14 protein-coding genes are annotated in these 16019 nt (G+C 48.8%); 4 read left to right on the forward strand and 10 right to left on the reverse strand.

Features of this window, described 5'->3' with window-relative positions:
- The first annotated feature begins 342 nt into the window (after window positions 1–342).
- The gene (locus tag K0504_RS16230; protein ID WP_220105208.1) at window positions 343–1827 is read left to right on the forward strand and encodes a DUF1570 domain-containing protein; all 1485 of its coding nucleotides are present in this window, start codon (window positions 343–345) and stop codon (window positions 1825–1827) included.
- Window positions 1828–1933: 106 nt separating this feature from the next.
- Here the strand turns inward: K0504_RS16230 and K0504_RS16235 are convergent, their stop codons facing one another.
- From K0504_RS16235 to K0504_RS16270, 8 genes are all read right to left on the reverse strand, one after another.
- On the reverse strand, window positions 1934–2407 hold the full coding sequence (locus tag K0504_RS16235; protein WP_220105209.1) for a SoxR reducing system RseC family protein: 474 nt from the start codon (window positions 2405–2407) through the stop codon (window positions 1934–1936).
- Window positions 2408–2415: 8 nt separating this feature from the next.
- Window positions 2416–2721, reverse strand: a complete 306-nt coding sequence (fdxB, locus tag K0504_RS16240) for a ferredoxin III, nif-specific (RefSeq protein WP_220105210.1) — start codon at window positions 2719–2721, stop codon at window positions 2416–2418.
- Between the two features lie 56 nt (window positions 2722–2777).
- On the reverse strand, window positions 2778–3257 hold the full coding sequence (locus K0504_RS16245) for a NifB/NifX family molybdenum-iron cluster-binding protein (protein WP_220105211.1): 480 nt from the start codon (window positions 3255–3257) through the stop codon (window positions 2778–2780).
- Window positions 3254–4636, reverse strand: coding sequence for a nitrogenase iron-molybdenum cofactor biosynthesis protein NifN (gene nifN, locus K0504_RS16250; protein ID WP_225918196.1), 1383 nt, complete (start codon window positions 4634–4636; stop codon window positions 3254–3256). The genes K0504_RS16245 and nifN overlap by 4 nt, the downstream gene beginning before the upstream one ends.
- 2 nt (window positions 4637–4638) lie before the next feature.
- Window positions 4639–6078: a nitrogenase iron-molybdenum cofactor biosynthesis protein NifE gene (gene nifE, locus K0504_RS16255; protein WP_220105212.1), complete on the reverse strand. Its 1440-nt coding sequence runs from the start codon at window positions 6076–6078 to the stop codon at window positions 4639–4641.
- Between the two features lie 408 nt (window positions 6079–6486).
- Window positions 6487–6765 (reverse strand): hypothetical protein, encoded by a 279-nt coding sequence (locus K0504_RS16260; RefSeq protein ID WP_220105213.1) that lies wholly within the window; start codon window positions 6763–6765, stop codon window positions 6487–6489.
- A gap of 167 nt (window positions 6766–6932) precedes the next feature.
- Window positions 6933–8339: a family 16 glycosylhydrolase gene (locus K0504_RS16265; RefSeq protein ID WP_220105214.1), complete on the reverse strand. Its 1407-nt coding sequence runs from the start codon at window positions 8337–8339 to the stop codon at window positions 6933–6935.
- Window positions 8340–8583: 244 nt separating this feature from the next.
- Window positions 8584–9702 (reverse strand): alpha/beta fold hydrolase, encoded by a 1119-nt coding sequence (locus K0504_RS16270; RefSeq protein ID WP_220105215.1) that lies wholly within the window; start codon window positions 9700–9702, stop codon window positions 8584–8586.
- A 218-nt stretch (window positions 9703–9920) separates the two neighbouring features.
- Here K0504_RS16270 and K0504_RS16275 point away from each other — a divergent pair, with 218 nt between their 5' ends.
- Together K0504_RS16275 and K0504_RS16280 are read left to right on the forward strand one after the other, a co-directional pair.
- Window positions 9921–11741 carry a metallophosphoesterase gene (locus K0504_RS16275; RefSeq protein ID WP_220105216.1) on the forward strand — a complete coding sequence of 607 codons (1821 nt, stop codon included), beginning with the start codon at window positions 9921–9923 and terminating at the stop codon, window positions 11739–11741.
- Window positions 11742–13064 carry an NTP/NDP exchange transporter gene (locus tag K0504_RS16280; RefSeq protein ID WP_220105217.1) on the forward strand — a complete coding sequence of 441 codons (1323 nt, stop codon included), beginning with the start codon at window positions 11742–11744 and terminating at the stop codon, window positions 13062–13064. It begins immediately after the preceding gene.
- Window positions 13065–13076: 12 nt separating this feature from the next.
- Here the strand turns inward: K0504_RS16280 and K0504_RS16285 are convergent, their stop codons facing one another.
- Entirely contained in the window at window positions 13077–13634 is a 558-nt protein-coding gene (locus K0504_RS16285; RefSeq protein WP_220105218.1) for a sugar O-acetyltransferase, read from the reverse strand.
- Between the two features lie 246 nt (window positions 13635–13880).
- Here K0504_RS16285 and K0504_RS16290 point away from each other — a divergent pair, with 246 nt between their 5' ends.
- The gene (locus tag K0504_RS16290) at window positions 13881–14822 is read left to right on the forward strand and encodes an AEC family transporter (RefSeq protein ID WP_220105219.1); all 942 of its coding nucleotides are present in this window, start codon (window positions 13881–13883) and stop codon (window positions 14820–14822) included.
- Between the two features lie 128 nt (window positions 14823–14950).
- Here the strand turns inward: K0504_RS16290 and K0504_RS16295 are convergent, their stop codons facing one another.
- Window positions 14951–15808, reverse strand: coding sequence for an HDOD domain-containing protein (locus K0504_RS16295; protein ID WP_220105220.1), 858 nt, complete (start codon window positions 15806–15808; stop codon window positions 14951–14953).
- Between the last annotated feature and the right edge of the window lie 211 nt (window positions 15809–16019).

Below are 16019 nucleotides of genomic sequence, written 5' to 3' on the forward strand. Positions count from 1 at the left end.
CAGTCAACAGATTAGCTCGCCTATTAGTGGTATCAGCGAGCTAAGGTAGCGGTAAAAGCGCCTGCGACTTACATATTAAGTTGAGGCGCTTTTTTATTGCCCGCATAGATCAAATGACGCGTTGAATTGAATTCAAAGCTCGCTACCAATTTTAGGAGAGCGCAGGCGTTCATTGCGCAGCCAAAGCTCGCAGCAGTCTAGTCAAAATTCAAAGCATAGCCCCCAAAAAAGACAGTGCAGCAGCGTCACACAAATTGGCCTGAAAGCTCGTATCGATAAAAAACGAGCGCTATATTTCGCCTCCATCACGGATGATCAATGCGTTACGGACAAGGCTTCACAATGGCAAATCGTTTAAACCAATATTCCACCCCTCACGTGCTCACTCGCTCTTTAAGTCGCTTATTAAATGGCGTGCTTGTCGCCCTGCTGGTTTTGCTACCACTTGGCGCAAAAGCTTCCCAACAAGCAGACTTCAACCAGGCGTACAAAAACTACGTTGCTCAAATTCAACAACAGCATTACGCCGCGGCTCTACCCTTTGCGAAACAAGCCTATGAATTGGGTCAACAGCTCTATCCAGAAACAGACTCGGGCCGGTTAGCAATGACCGATAACTATGCCGTGAACTTGATGGTGCTTGATAAAAATAATGAAGCTGCCAGCGTTTTCACTGAGTTGCTGCGTCTGACCGAAATCGTATATGGCTCAAATGCGGCACAGCTCCAACCTATTCTTGATGATTTGGTGGAAGTTAGTCGTAAAGCGGGTATCGACAAAGAGCAGATCAAAGCATTGGAAGTACGCCGTTATAAACTGTATTTGCGCCATAACAGCTGGGAATTTATCGAGCAGTTTGGGCAGGACGAATTAGCCACAACTCAACACACTAAAAATCTTCAAAGCAAACTTGAAGGTCACTTTGAACAAGACTTTGCCATTTATGAGAGTGTTCATTGGAGCATTGTCTATCATCCAGATTTATCCAAGCAGGTGGCAAAAGTCGCCAAACTGATGGAGAAAACCTACAACTCGTCATTGAGTTACCTGGTCGCACTGAATTTACGCAATAAACCGCTCGATACAAAAATGACTGCGGTTTATTTGAAATCGCGTGCTGATTACATCAGTTACGTTAAAAAAATGACCAAAGACAAGTACGTGGCAAACAAGTCGGGAGGGCTATTTTCCTTTCGGGCCAGAGCCTCGTTCTTTTATGATCGCGGGCTCAAGGACAATGGCAAGCCACGCTACCCGAGCGCCAGCTTAGTGGTACATGAATCGGCTCATCAGGTGCTGTACGCCTTTGGCCTAAACTCCAGCCAATATGTGCAGCCGCGTTGGCTAAAAGAAGGTCTCGCAGTGGCCTTTGAAGCACACGATTTCAAGTCGGGTAAGTTTGGCCCTCACACCAACAACTATTCATTTGGCCGCATGACACAAGTCGATAAACTCATTAATGACTACGAGTTAATGAGCTTATCTGAGCTCGTCACTTTAGATGGTGATGATGAAGAATTTCGTAATGCAGGAAATCAACCCGCTATTTATGCCGTTGGCTCAATGGCAGTACGTTTTTTCTATGAGTACTACCCAGAACAATTTAAGGACTATTTGGTGATCTTGGCCAAGTCGCGCCAGCATCACAACGAGCGCGCTAACTACGGCAAAAACATTCGCTTGAAACAATTCAAACAGGCCTTTGGCGATCCGGCTGCGCTGGATGACGCTTTTAAGCAGTATGTGTACGATACTGTGACCGAAGCAGACACTCGCCGCGTTGAATACAAAAAACAACGCAAAGCGAAAAATAAATCAACCAGTTAGCAAAGTGGGGATTTTTCAAAAACGAATTGTGACAGGCGAACCCTGCCAGCACTTTGGCTAGCGCTGGCGAAGTTGTTGCTCAACGTAAAACACATCACCAACAGTGCTAACTTTGTTCTCTGCGTTGAACCGTTAGTTGCCAGCCTTGCTTTTTACTGGCGCGGCGGCCTAGTCCTAAGCCTATGAGCAAGCCCGAAATAGCTTCAACGCAAATCACCAGATTGTTGTCTTGGGCAATGGCATGCGTCATCACTTCCAGTACAAACGGCATGCTCAACATGCCCAACAATGGCAAGCCAAACAGTAATGAAAAGGCTTTAAGCATTTGCTGTTGTGAGCAGCTAACCGCCACCGCGTCACCAATCAGAAAGGATTCATCTGAAGGCACAGTGAGTGATACTTCAGCATTTGAAGCAAACGCACCAGAGGGGCACTGACTACGTTGCTGACACGAAGTACACCCGCCTTGACGCTGCCCTGAGACAGTCACAAAACCTTGCTGAACAGCACTAACCCGCATGGTTGCCACTGTGTTGGTGGTTGATAACGGCTCAGTAACAGGTTGCGGTTGCTGCATCATCAAACCTCTTACGCAAATGCGCTCGCTGGCTCGTGGGTGTGGCAAGCTTTCGGGCAAACGCGAGCACAAGAGCTACAGCCAATGCAGTCGCCAGCATCTTTGAGCTCCATCACCATCATCACATCGTCTTCATACTCGTCAAAATCATCATCATCTTCATCGATTTCTCGTTCGACTAAGTCAAACACGTCGCGTGGGCATACTTTATAGCAACGGCCACAACCAATGCAGGTTGCCTGGTTGATGTCCGTTACAAATTGCGGCTCCCAACTGTCGCCGCCGCGAGTCTTACCCATAAATTCATCCGCTGGCATGATTATTCTCCGGTTTTAATTATTAGGTTCCTAAATTTGGTGCGCATTGCTCCGGCTTACCATTCATCATCAAGCAATGCATTAAGCTGCTGCTTATGGCTGGTGTTGGAGTCTTGATGCTTCATCGCTTTGGCGAGCCAGCCTCGTGGCCCGTCTAAAAGTTGTTGGTGTAATTCAATCAGCGCCTGATGAATAGACATGCCAGCGCTCACCTTCACCGGCTGCACTCCGGTTGCCAGCAAATGGCCAACCGCCGAAGGGCCTATGGCGTTGCAGTAAACTGCGGCACAATTCTCAAGCGCCTGATAACGCGCCATCAGCTTGCCTTGATCGTGACCAGCAATGGTCGGATTGAACTGAATCACTTCGACTAAGCCCGCTTGAGCGTCATCAAGGCCATACACGGCTAACGCTTTGCATGATCCAAAGTGCTGATTAATGTGTTCTTGATCATTGGTGGCAAAGGCCACATGAAACCAAAACGAATGCGCGGCGCGATCAATCAATTGCAATTTACGTTGAGGGGCACTGTTCATTGCTGACCTCCTGCCACCTTGGTTGTTGGCGTAACCTCCGATGGCTCAAATCGATATTTGGAGTAATGAGGCGCGACTTCATCTTGATGATGCGCCTGCATTAAGTTCGCTAAACCAAACAGAATAGAACGGGCTCCTTGATAGCCAATTTGAACCACATCAGCAACGCCAAAGCGGTCGTGACATGGGTAGCCCGCGCGCATCACCGGCACTTGCGGTTCGCATAGGTTGGCGCAATGGGTATTGCCCACCACCAGCTCAACGTCGTCTAATACCGCTTCCACATCCGATAAGTCGCCCACAATCCAATCTTGCGCTGGCCAGCTGGTGCCACTCACACATGCGCTGGCGGTCACAACACGGCGGATATTCATGCCCTGCTCGGCCACCACCGCTTGGTAACCCGCAGCGAGATCCGTTTCGAGTGCCATGGCAATTGAGCTTTGGCTCAGTAAAAAGTGACAATCCAGCATGGCGTCTTGCAATCGCTTGCGGCTGTGGCTAATCCAATCGGGAACGGGTAGACCACTCAGCTGAGTCAAAAGCTGAATCAGTTGATCGGTTTCTGCAATCCCCATGGTCATGCCGACAAAGTGACACGGCACCTGATGCTGTTGCTGTAACCACTGACCGGTGCTTAGCAGTGACTCACCTATTACCAAGGTTGCGACACTCGCACTCATGCTCTCAATGGCCTGTACTGGTATACCGCCACTGCTGGTTGGCGAGAAGTCGCCGCCATCGACATGGCCATCGAGCGATTGCGACAAGTCAGGCAATATTTTGGCATCAAAGCCAAACGATTCGATGTAACGGCGTAACAAATCAATGTCGGCAGCGGTCAATCCACTGGACGCCAACACGTTCAATTGTGGCTTACCACCAACAGACGCAATGTCGGGTTGAACTAGTTGTTTAACCAGCGCATCAATGGTGACCGCGTAGCCTGTTTGCAAAGAGCCAGAAAAGTCCGGCGTATTCATCACCACCACTCGAGTCGCCGCATATTGCGGGTGCCCCTGACGAAACTCCGCAACCACACGATCAATATCGGTGCCTTGCATTTCGGTTAGGCCTGTCGTCAACACGCCTATGACATCAGGAGCGTGTTTTTCACATAACAAGGCAATGGCACTGGTCAGGTTTTCATCGCCGCCCATGACGGCGGCGACTTGATCAATGGCGGTGTTTTGCAGTGGCACTGGCTCACGAAAATGTTGAATCAAGTACACTTTGGCAAATGCCGCACAGCCCTGAGAGCCATGCATTAAAGGAATGCTATTAGCAACGCCGAGCATGGCTAAGGTGGCGCCAGTCGGTTGGCTCGTTTTCAGTGGTCGCTCAACTAAGGCGCGTTTGTTGGTCATTCGTTTTGCCATGATTACTGCTCCTTATCCAAACACGTGGCGTGCTGGCGAACCGAGCTCAAATGAATTAACTCAGACGATTCCAGCCAAGGAGCAGACGAACGCGCGTGCTGCCAAATTGGGCTTTCTAAGGTGCGGCATAATTCTTTGGCCAAGTTCACCAATCCAGCGTAACCGGCATAGGCATGCTCGCGTTCTTGGTTAATATCGAGAAATGGCATTTTGGCTTTAAGGGCGGTGTACATGTTGCGACCACCGGCAATCATTAAGTCGGCCTGATGATCAGCAGCCACATCGAGTAAATTGCGCGCGCCGCCTTCATCAAGCATTAGCGCATCTTCCCCCATGATCTCGCGAATTCGGGCTTTATCGTGCTCAGTCGATTTCTTGGTGCCAGTTGCCACCACTTCAATATCAAGTTGCTGTAATGCTGCGACGACCGACCAACTTTTTACGCCACCGGTATAGACCAAAGCTCGTTTCCCTTGCAGCCGATCGCGATAGGGAGCTAACAGCGCTTTGGTTTCTAGTTCTTTAAAAGCGATCAACTGCTCGGTTTCTTCGATTAATTTAGGATCGCCAATCAGGCGGGCAAATTGACGCAGTGAATTCGAGGTGTCTTCAAGGCCGTAAAAACTGCCTTCGAACCAAGGAACACCCCACTGTTGCTCAAGGTTTCGAGCAACATTAATTTGCGCTCTTGAACACACCACCATGGCAGCATCGGCGCGGTGCATGGTTTGAATTTCGTGAAAACGAGTATCGCCAGCCATACAGCTCAGCACGCGGTATCCAAGTTGCTCCAATAATGGTGAGACATGCCAGAATTCGCCGGCAATGTTGTATTCACCAATCAACACAATGTCGTGAACTTTGCGGCTCGGATCATGACGCATCTGCGGCTTTTCTGGCGGCTCCGCGCTACCAATCACTTTGCGTACCATGACATCGCCGGCAATACGGTTGCCAAGGTTTTTATTGCCATAAAAGCCGGCAGCATCGACGGCAACAACAGGGCGATTCCAGCGCTCTTGGGCAAGCTGGCAAATGGCATCAATGTCGTTCCCTTCGAGTGCAGGCACACAGGTCATGTAAACAAATACGGCTGGCGGATCGTGACGTTCGATCACTTCTTTGATGGCGTGGAGCAATCGTTTCTCTGCCCGGCCCATGATCACGTCCTGCTCATTGAGATCCGTGGTAAAACCAAGACGAAATAGATTTCGGCCATTGGCGCGCGTGCCACGGTTATTCCAACTGTTACCGGCACAAGCAATTGGCCCATGTACGATATGCGCAACATCGGCAATCGGTAATAAACTGATTTGGGCACCGTCGAAGCTGCAACCTCCGGCAGTATTACCCGGCGTTGGTCGGCTACAGCCGCTTTTATCGCCCTTGTTGTGTTCACATGCCGGTTCATCCAGCAGCTCTGCAATTTCATTTCGTTTCATTCTGGTTCCTCCACGACTGCAATCCGGTTGAACCATCAACTTGTGCAAGAGCTGACCTTCAAGGATGCAAGTGTTGCGATCACGTGGAACCTGCTGCAATCACCATACCCAACATAACCTTTTGATTTAGTTAAATTAAGCTTTGTAGTGTTTGCGACAAAACAAGATTGAGGTCGAACAACCGGACAAAATAGCAAGGCAGGCAGCGCCATTTGTCGACGTGTAAAGCGAAGGAAGACGAATCTTGGGGAAAGGCCACAGAGCTTAACATCGGCAGTTAGAGCAACACCATAACCGCTGAATTATCGAGCCATTGAAGAACAACTTGGCCCTGTCGCGTGTTCATTAGCCAACGGAATAGATAGCCAATGATTCGCAAATACTCAAAAACGTATTGGGGCAATAGACTTAGTTGTGATCAGAGTGGTCAGGCTTCGAAGCCACCACCAGAAATTGGGAGGCAAGTTTTTTCACGCCTAATTTCCACATGGCCCAATCATACAATGCAGACAGTAGGTAAACCGGAAATAGCGCCACATAGTAGCCCGATTGATAATAACGAAAGCGCATCAGGTCAATCTCAAAGCCTTTGCTTTCAAATAGCTTTCTTAAAGCTGGATAAGAGCAGCGGTGATAATAAGCCACAAAACCCAGCTCATCTTGGCGCTCAGGAAATGCCCAAGTCACTAGCTTCTTGGTCCAAGCGTTAGGCAGCACTCGATTGAGCAAAGAAAACGGCGCGTTCTTGCCCGGCAAGACGTGAATGCAAACGCCGCCAGGCGCCTATGCAGTATCAATTGCAGAAGCGCCTGAGCGAGTCGATGAGCAACAGCCCATCGACTCGCTAAATCAGCTTATTGTTGTTCGGCTCGCTGGTAGACCCGCACATAATCAACACTCATTTGCAGCGGGAAAATACGGTCATCAACAGGGCCACCGGCACTGCCCCAGGCACCGCCAACAGCGATATTGAGAATCAAGTAGAACGGATGGTCAAACGGCCATGCTTGCCAGCCAGAATGCTCATTCATGTAGCTGAAGTACAGGGTATCGTCGAAGTAAATATCGATACGCTCCGGCGTCCACTCCATGGCATAAACATGAAAAGCCTCGCTCACATCTTTGCCTTCAACCGCGCCTTTACGCTGCTCCCAGTTCACCCAGTAATAGGCTTTGTTATGAACCGTTCCGTGGACCCGATTCATGTCATAACCAACATGCTCCATGATGTCGATTTCACCGGAGTTTGGCCACGCATCGCACTGGTCACTGCCCTGCCAATCAGCATCAGACTGACAGGTTGTGGCATAGGTAAAGGGATCCGATGGCAACATCCAAATAGCCGGCCAAGAGCCTTGCCCAGCCGGTAATTTAGCGCGAATTTCAGCGCGGCCGTACTTAAAATCACCTTTGCCGTGAGCATGAATGCGCGCAGACGTGTACTCGGCGTTATCATAAGTTTCTTTGTGCGCTTCAATGATCAGATGACCTTGCTCAACCCGAGCATTTTGCAAGCGATTGGTGTACGCCTGTAGCTCCGCATTCACCTTACCTGCAGGCCAAATATCATAGCCCCATTTGGTTGGGTCTGGTGCGCCTTGGTAATCGAATTCATCGGCCCACAAGAGTTGCCAACCTTGCTCAACCGGCTGCTTTTTGCGTACCACTAAACCATTTAAGATGGCCTCGCCCACCGACGCTTCAAAATCAAGATTAAGGACGCCATCGGTCACTTCAACATTGGTTACCGTACGAACCAAAGCAGACTTGTCATTGCCATCTCGCTCGTTGCGTACAGCAAGATTAGCAATGACCACTTGGCCTTCTACTAGCACATCAAACACCCGGCCTAATGGCTCAATGTCATGGGGCTCCGCAAACTTAAATGTAACGTCGTACAGACCATTCGCCATAGGTTGTTGAATGGTTAATTCGCCATGACGATAGCTTTTGAACAATTGTGGATCTTGCGAGCCTAACACCTCAGCAATCTCGGCCTTAGCGCCACCGATACCTGCCACATCAGCTTGATAAACGATGCCGTCATTGCCGTTATATTCAGGCCCGCCAACATTCACGGCCCACACCACACTATCGATGGACGATGCTGTCGATTGTGTTTCGAACAATTGTCCCGCCAGCACCTCAGAATTGCCGGTCGCTTGCGATTCGCTGTCAGCTTTATTGTTGCCACAGGCAAGCAATAACGAGCTTGCAGCAACAATGGCAGGAACAAACAAAGTGGCCTGTTTGATTTTCATAACTACTCCCATGAGAAATGAACCGTCGAACGCGGTTTAATGGGTTATAAAAATACAGCTCAATGTAAGCGCTTACAATGCAATTTAAATGAATTGTGATTTAGCTATCAATTGTGGTGCGTAGGCTCGCGCGTGGAGGGTAACAACAGAAGGGTAACGGACTGATTATTTCGCTTTAGCGCTAAGTTCTTGCTGGGGGGAAAGTCGCTTTGCTACAGCTGCGGCAAAGCGACCTCATCATTGTTTATTGGTCGAGGTGATTCATCAATACCCGCAAGAATTCCGCTTGCAGGGTTTCAGGCGCATCGTAGAACACTAAATTATGACCACGGTCTGGGATGATCCAAAGGCTTGCTTTTGTTAGGTGCTGATATTGCTCCAACGCAGGCTTCAGTAAAAAGTACTTATCTGGCACGCTGTTGATCATCAGTACGTTCGCTTGAATTTTACCCAACAATGGCGGCGTAAAATTAGGCTCTGAGTAGTCAGCAGCGAGTGCATAAAACTGATTAATGAGCGAGACGGCTTTGTCTTCTGTTTGATGCAGACGGATTAACTCCGCCTGCAAGGACTTCGATAAGTTAGTGAAGTATTGAACTTTGCGCAGGTTTTCGCGACCCGATTCCGCCATATAAGGGCCGGCGCCAATTAAGGTTAACTTGCCAATTCGCTTAGGCTGCTCAATGGCCATACGCGTTAAAATCAAAGCGCCTTCGCTATAACCAACAGCATTAAATTTTGTGACGTTCAAGTGAGCCATCAAGGCCGACATATCAGCTGCGGCATCGCGATATGAAAATTTGCCTGACGGGTTAGTCGAACGGCCATGGCCACGAAGATCGGGCACAATCACCATATAGTGCTCGGCCAACAACCTGACATACGGATCCCACAATTCAGCTGAATCTAAAAAGCCGTGGACTAACAGCACAGGGTCTCCCGAGCCCATCACTCGATAGTTGATGGTGACATCGGCCATGTGAAAGCTTTCGTCGCGCGTCGACTCTTCAATACTCTCGATTTCGACGCCAACCACTTCGACGACTTCAACCGAATTAGCCGGGGCCGGAGTTTGTTCTGTGGTTTCAACAGCCGCTGTTTTTTCGTCAACAGCAGGAGATTTTTCGTCAACAGTAGGTGTTTTTGCGTCAACAGAAAGTTCAGCAGCTTGAGATGCAGGTTCTGCAGGAGCCGCTTCCGTTGCCGTAAGTGGTGAATTGGCTTCAATGACTGGTTCGGCTTGTTGCGCCGCTTGCGCCTCAACTTGCGGTTGAGTTGGCTGCTGAGGTTTAGTGTCTTGTCCGTAAGAAAAGCAGGCGCAGAACAACAACGCTGCGCTGATGAACCTAGCTACTAAGGTCATTCGATTATCCTTTAAATCGGCCAGCCACACATAATGGCTTAGCTAAACTACCTAAAACGGCCACACACTACCATACAGCATACAAAATGTGGACATGGCCAAGATCAAACAATTCACCTTTGTTCGCTTGTTAGCAACAAACTTACCAGTGCAGCTGCTTGCACTCTTAATACTTCCATTCTAGATTTATAACCAATTGTACAAAAAGGAATTTAGCCATGTTTTTAACTATGTTACGCGGGCTATCTGTCAGTTTGATATTGATGTTCGCCGTGTCCATTCCCGCGCAGGCAGACACCATTAAAACCGATGCAGAAGTCATTGTTATTGGCGATATTCATGGCGCATTTGAAGAAGTAACAGCGTTGCTACAAGAGCTTGGCGTAATCAACGACAAGCTCGATTGGATTGGCGGTAAGCGCCACTTGGTAAGCCTCGGCGACTTAGTTGACCGCGGCAAAGACTCTCGCCGCGTGATTGAGTTGATGATGCGCTTACAGCAACAAGCTGAAGCGGCAGGCGGTGGTTATAGCCAAATCCTAGGTAACCATGAAATCATGCTGATGACCGGCGATTACCGTTACGTCAGCGAGGCCGAGTTTGCTAGTTACTCTGATCTAGCATCCACCAAACAGCGACAACAATTATTTAAGCAATACAGTAAATTATTCAGCAACCAAAGCGATCTTGAAGCGCAATTCAACGCCAGCTTCCCAACAGGTTTTACCGGCTTAATGAAGGCGTTCTCGCCTCAAGGTGAGATGGGTAAGTGGCTCCGTCAACACGGCCGCGCCGTGGTCAAAGTAAACAATCAAGTGTACGTGCACGGCGGCTTATCGAAGGATTCGCTCAAACACTCCATTGAAGAACTTAACCAAGACACCCAAAAAGCACTGAAACAACATCAACAGGCATTCGCCGAATTGCTGGAATTAGGTGTACTTCCTTTTACCCTTAATGACTATTCTGGCGAATCGGTCGTGCGTACTTTTATCGAAAGTCGCAACGCCAAACGTCAGCCTTGGTTTAAGTCAGCCCAACAATTTATCGATGTGCAAGAGAGCTTATTGTTTTCCAGCACCGGACCATTTTGGTACCGCGGCAATGCCTATTGCCCAGAGTTGCTTGAATCCTACACCGTGGAGCAAGCACAACAACGATATGACATCGACCACATTGTGGTGGGTCATTCCGTTAAATATCGCCGGTTAGTCAGTCGCGTGGGTGGCGCTGTCATTCTGGCCGATACGGGAATGCTCACCAATTATTACGGCGGCACACCGTCAGCGCTGCGCTTTGGCAACGAACACCCCAGCGGACATCACCTTAAACACCAATTCAGTGACACTATCGTTGCTGAAACAGAGCGTTTTCGGCACAACCCCAACAGTATGAGCGATAGCGATGTTGAAGCATTTCTAAAAACAGCAGAAATTGTCAGCAACAAACCCATTGGCTCAGGTATCACGCGCTCCCGTGTCCTAGTTCTCAAGCAAGGCGATTTGCAAACCAGAGCGTCCTTCAAAACCATTAATGACAGCGATGACAGTTACAAATACGAATTGGCCGCTTACAAACTCGATCGCCTACTCGGTCAGCATTTGATACCACCGGTTGTAAAACGCACCATTGGCGGTAGAACCGGCGCCGTACAACTATGGGTTGAGAACGTCATTGACGATAACCATCGCAACGATAACGATATTGCTTACCAAGGCATGTGCGAAGAAGTGGGCTGGACTCGCCTGATGCTTAATTTTGATACGCTGATCTACAACATCGATCGGAATAACGGCAACATCCTGTGGGATGAGGAATTTTTCGGTATCTTCATCGACCATTCTCAGTCGTTTAATAGCCTCGTGCGCGTGCCCAAAATGTACCGTCGCTCAACGTTCCTGCTATCGAAAATGCACAAACAACGGCTCCAGTCGTTAACCCTTGAACAGCTCAACAAAGAATTGGGTGATGACCTCAAAAGCAAGCAAATCAAAGCCATCATCAAGCGTCGCGATTTCATCTTGGACAAGGCCAAATAATTGCAGCGCCCGACGAGCCCCACCTCATCAGATGCGCAATATACGATTGTAGAACGGATCCTGCGCCTAGGCGCAGACGTTAAGCCAGGCGAAGGACTTAAGGTGCTGGCGTTATGCTTCATCTTGTTTATGTTGATGTTCACAGCCTACATTCTCAAGCCCGTGCGAGAGGAGCTGATTTTAGTTCAACAAGGCTCCGAATGGCGTAGCTATGCCACCGCTTTTCAGGCGTTATTATTGCTTGGGTTAGTACCTCTTTACGGATTCTTTTCAAGACGTTATGCCAGTCGCTCATTTATGATGGCGGTCATTGGCTTTTTCGTTGGTTCTTTTTTGTTATTTCTCGCTGCCAGTTATTCCGGCGCAGCCATCGGTATTTTATTTTACGTTTGGCTCGGTGCTTTCGGCGTACTTAGCGTTAGTCAATTTTGGGCTTACGCCAGCGATCAATTAACGGAAGAAGACGGTAAACGTCTGTTTGGCTTAATTGCCTTTGGTGCATCCATGGGCGCTTTGATTGGCGCGTTGACCGCAAAAGCATTGCCACCAGAGCTTGATAGTCGGTTACTGTTGGCAGCGGGAGCCTGTACCTTACTGATCTCCCAGGTGCCGGTATTGTTAGCGCGCAATCGGAGCCAGCGCTCGGTAACCAAAGCCGCTGCTCCGCGCAGCATGTTGAATGCTTTTCGACTTATTCGACAAAATCGCTACTTGCAACTCATTGCCATATTCGTGTTGTTGTTTAGTTGGACCAACGCATTGGGGGAGTATTTGGTGAGCTTGTTGGTCGAACGAAATTACCAAAATGACTTGGAATCTGGCAGCGTGGCACTGTCGCAAAGTGCTTACATCAAGCAGTTTTATAGCAATTATTTCTTAGCCGTGAATATTGGCAGTACCATGCTGCAATTCTTCGTGGTGTCGCGCTTTATCAATGGATTGGGCGTCAAGATTTCACTGTTGATCGTGCCCGTCTTTATTTTCTTAGGCTACAGCTTGGTGCTATTTGTGGGCGTATTGCTGTTGTTTAAAATCATTAAGGTGATTGAAAACAGCCTCGACTACTCGCTGATGAATACGGTCAAGCAAGTGTTGTATATACCCACCTCGCGAGAAGAGCGATATGAGGCGCGAGCGCTGATTGAAACGTTAGGGGTACGTTGTGGCGATATGCTGCAAGCGCTCACCGTCTTTGTTGGATTGAACCTGCTGCATATTGCGCCCAAAGGATTTATCTACTTTATTGCCATTGTTTCAATGCTGGTGATCGCACTGGCAATTGCTATTGGTAATCGTCACAAACAATTGCATCGCCCAGATTAAGGCAAACCGGCGTTACGAGATTTGGCGAATGACACGCGCTGGGTTGCCTGCAATGACCACGTTGTCGCCAAAGCTTTTGGTGACAACGGCCCCCGAAGCGACCACTACATTATCCCCCAATGTAACCCCCGGATTAATGGTCGCATGGCCGCCAATCCAACAGTCGTTACCTATGGTGACGGGCGCCGCAAATTCGACACCACTGACCCGCTCGGCCCGATCAAGTGGATGATTGGCCGTGTAAATACCGACCTGCGGTGCCATCAGACAATTGTCGCCAATCCGCACCTCTGCGACATCGAGAATGACGCAATCGAAGTTAGCATAGAAGTTTTCGCCGACGTGAATATGACGGCCATAATCGCAGCGAAAGGACGACTCGATATAAATTCGCTTGCCGGTTGAGCCAAACAATTTCTTAATTAATTTCGAGCGTTTAGGGATTTCCGTCATGCTCGTTTGATTGAGCGTTTCAAACAGTAATCGTGCCTCTTTGCGAAGTGCGACTAATTCGCTATCAAACGGGTCGTAAATGTCTCCGCCGAGCATCTTTTCGCGTTCGCTTGTCATGATTCGTTTTCCTGCATCAAAAGAATAAAGTAAGTGACTGTTGGACTACGGCGCAATCTGCAAGTTCAGCGCAACTTTAAATCGATAGTTACGCCCACTAAAACGCACTATTTTCACACCAAAAGACGTACTTTTTAAGCAGCATTAAAAGCGCAATTAGGGTACATTAATGACCAAATTGTCTTTAATGTTAGTGCGTTCCCAAAGTCGGGAAGCAGCTTAGCTCATTCAAAGGAAGCTTGTTTCATGTTTCAAGCCTTCGGCTTTTCATTATCGGTTACCACCCCCATTCTGCTGATGATGGTGTTAGGTTACATTTTTCGTCAGCGTGCGATGATCTCACAAGAGTTCATTCGTAGCGGATCCAAATTAGTCTTCAATGTCACCCTACCCTGTTTATTGTTTTTAAATATCGCGACAGCCGATGTTGGCGCCTTAATTCAGCCCAAACTGCTATCCGCCGCAACCGCCATTACGGTTGGTTCATGCTTGCTGCTATGGTGGTATGGCCGCAACATGGGCCCTGCGCAGCGTGGCGTATTTGTGCAAGGCTGTTTTCGCGGCAACATGGGTATTATCGGTTTGGCGACAATCGTCAACGCCTTCGGCAATGAAGCGCTGGCGCCTGCGGGTATCTATCTGGCCATTATCTCGATTGTTTATAATCTCACGGCGATTGTGGTGCTAAGCGCTGCGCAAGAGCGCTCTGAGCAAAGTCTACTGCTGCAAACCATTCGGTCAACCATGACCAACCCGTTGCTGCTGGCGATTGCTGCAGGCTTGGTGTTGGCGCTGCTCGGTTGGCGTTTGCCTGACTGGCTCACCACCAGCGGCCGCTATTTAGCGAACATGACATTACCGCTGGCATTGCTGTGCGTGGGGGGCTCACTGAGCCTTGATCGGTTGAAAGGTAATCGCAGTCTGATCATTCAAGCGTCTGCCGTTAAGCTGGTACTGTTGCCGGCGTTTTCGGTCGTTTGTGGTGCCCTGCTTGGTTTTAGTGGCATGAACCTAGGTATTTTATATTTGATGATGGCGACGCCTTCGGCCACAGCCAGCTTTGTGATGGCGCAACAAATGAATGGTGATGCCGATTTGGCGGCCGATATTATTGCGGTAACCACAGTATTGGCTGTTGTTACAACAACCATTGGGCTGCTGGCGTTACGCGCTTTAAACCTGATTTAACGCAGCTACACACGAACAAAAAAGGGCTAGCGTCTTAATGGTGCTAGCCCTTTTTGGTTGAACGGTGATTTTTTGTATCCCGGCTTATGTTTATGTGGTGAGTTAATCACACCAAAACATCGAGGCGGTTAGTCTTGCTCGGGGCCTGCCAAGTCAAGCTGCACATTATCCAACAGCTCATCAAATGAAAACTCATCAAGACCCAGTTGGGCAATCACATCATCTTGCGCACTTGTCCACTCTTGTTCAATAGCAAAAGCACCGCCAGCATCAGCAACGACTTTTCGGGCGATCTTCAACACAGCCAGCAAGTTTAACGCGGAATCCGATAACTCATCGGAGCCGAACAAGCCCTCAGTGTCGAGTTGGTAATAAATCACTTCAACAAGTTGTGCCGGTAACTTCCAGGTTTGCCCCAGCAATGCACCAATGGTTGCATAACTGGTTTGGTACTGTGCACGTTCTTGTTCAACTACCGCATCCCAACCTTGGGTCTTGGCTAACGCCATGACATCGGCATAATCATCAAACACTTGCATCATGATGGGCACACCAGCCATATGGAACAAACCAAGCATATAAGCATTGTCGGTTAATGCTGGTTTGCCGATTCTTTGGCATACCGCCGCACAGGCCATAGCCATTTCTGACGCCAATTCCCAAATGGCATCCAACTCGGCCGTTGCTTTAACCGAGCTGCGCAATGCAACCGCTTTAACAATAGGGTAGATACGCCGTAAACCGAGCATCATTACGGCCTGATGAATGGATTCAATTTCTTTCGCACGCCGGAATGCTGCCGAATTAACGACCTGCAATACCGCGGCAGAAATGCCAACATCGCTGGCAATTGCCTCAGCAATCACTGACACATCACAATCATCTTTTTTGGCTTCCTCACCAATTTTCAGCAACACCTCTGGGCGAGGTGGGATCGAAATATTTTTGAGTACAGCTTTTTCCTGTGGCGTTACTGATATCGCCATCGATATCCTCCGAAAAAGACAAACTTGAAGCAGCGCTTACGCGCACCACTCTAGGAAACAATAACCGCATAATTTTAGAGTGTTAACGGGGTTGTTTCGAGATAGTTTTTCCGCCGAACAGCGGCACTTGTCACAGTAACCATAACTAATGCTAAAAAGGCCACTGAGGTGCCATTGGAATCATGATGAAAAAACAAAAAAAGCAGTGTTA

Source organism: Neiella holothuriorum, assembly GCF_019457915.1.
Taxonomy (GTDB): domain Bacteria; phylum Pseudomonadota; class Gammaproteobacteria; order Enterobacterales; family Neiellaceae; genus Neiella; species Neiella holothuriorum.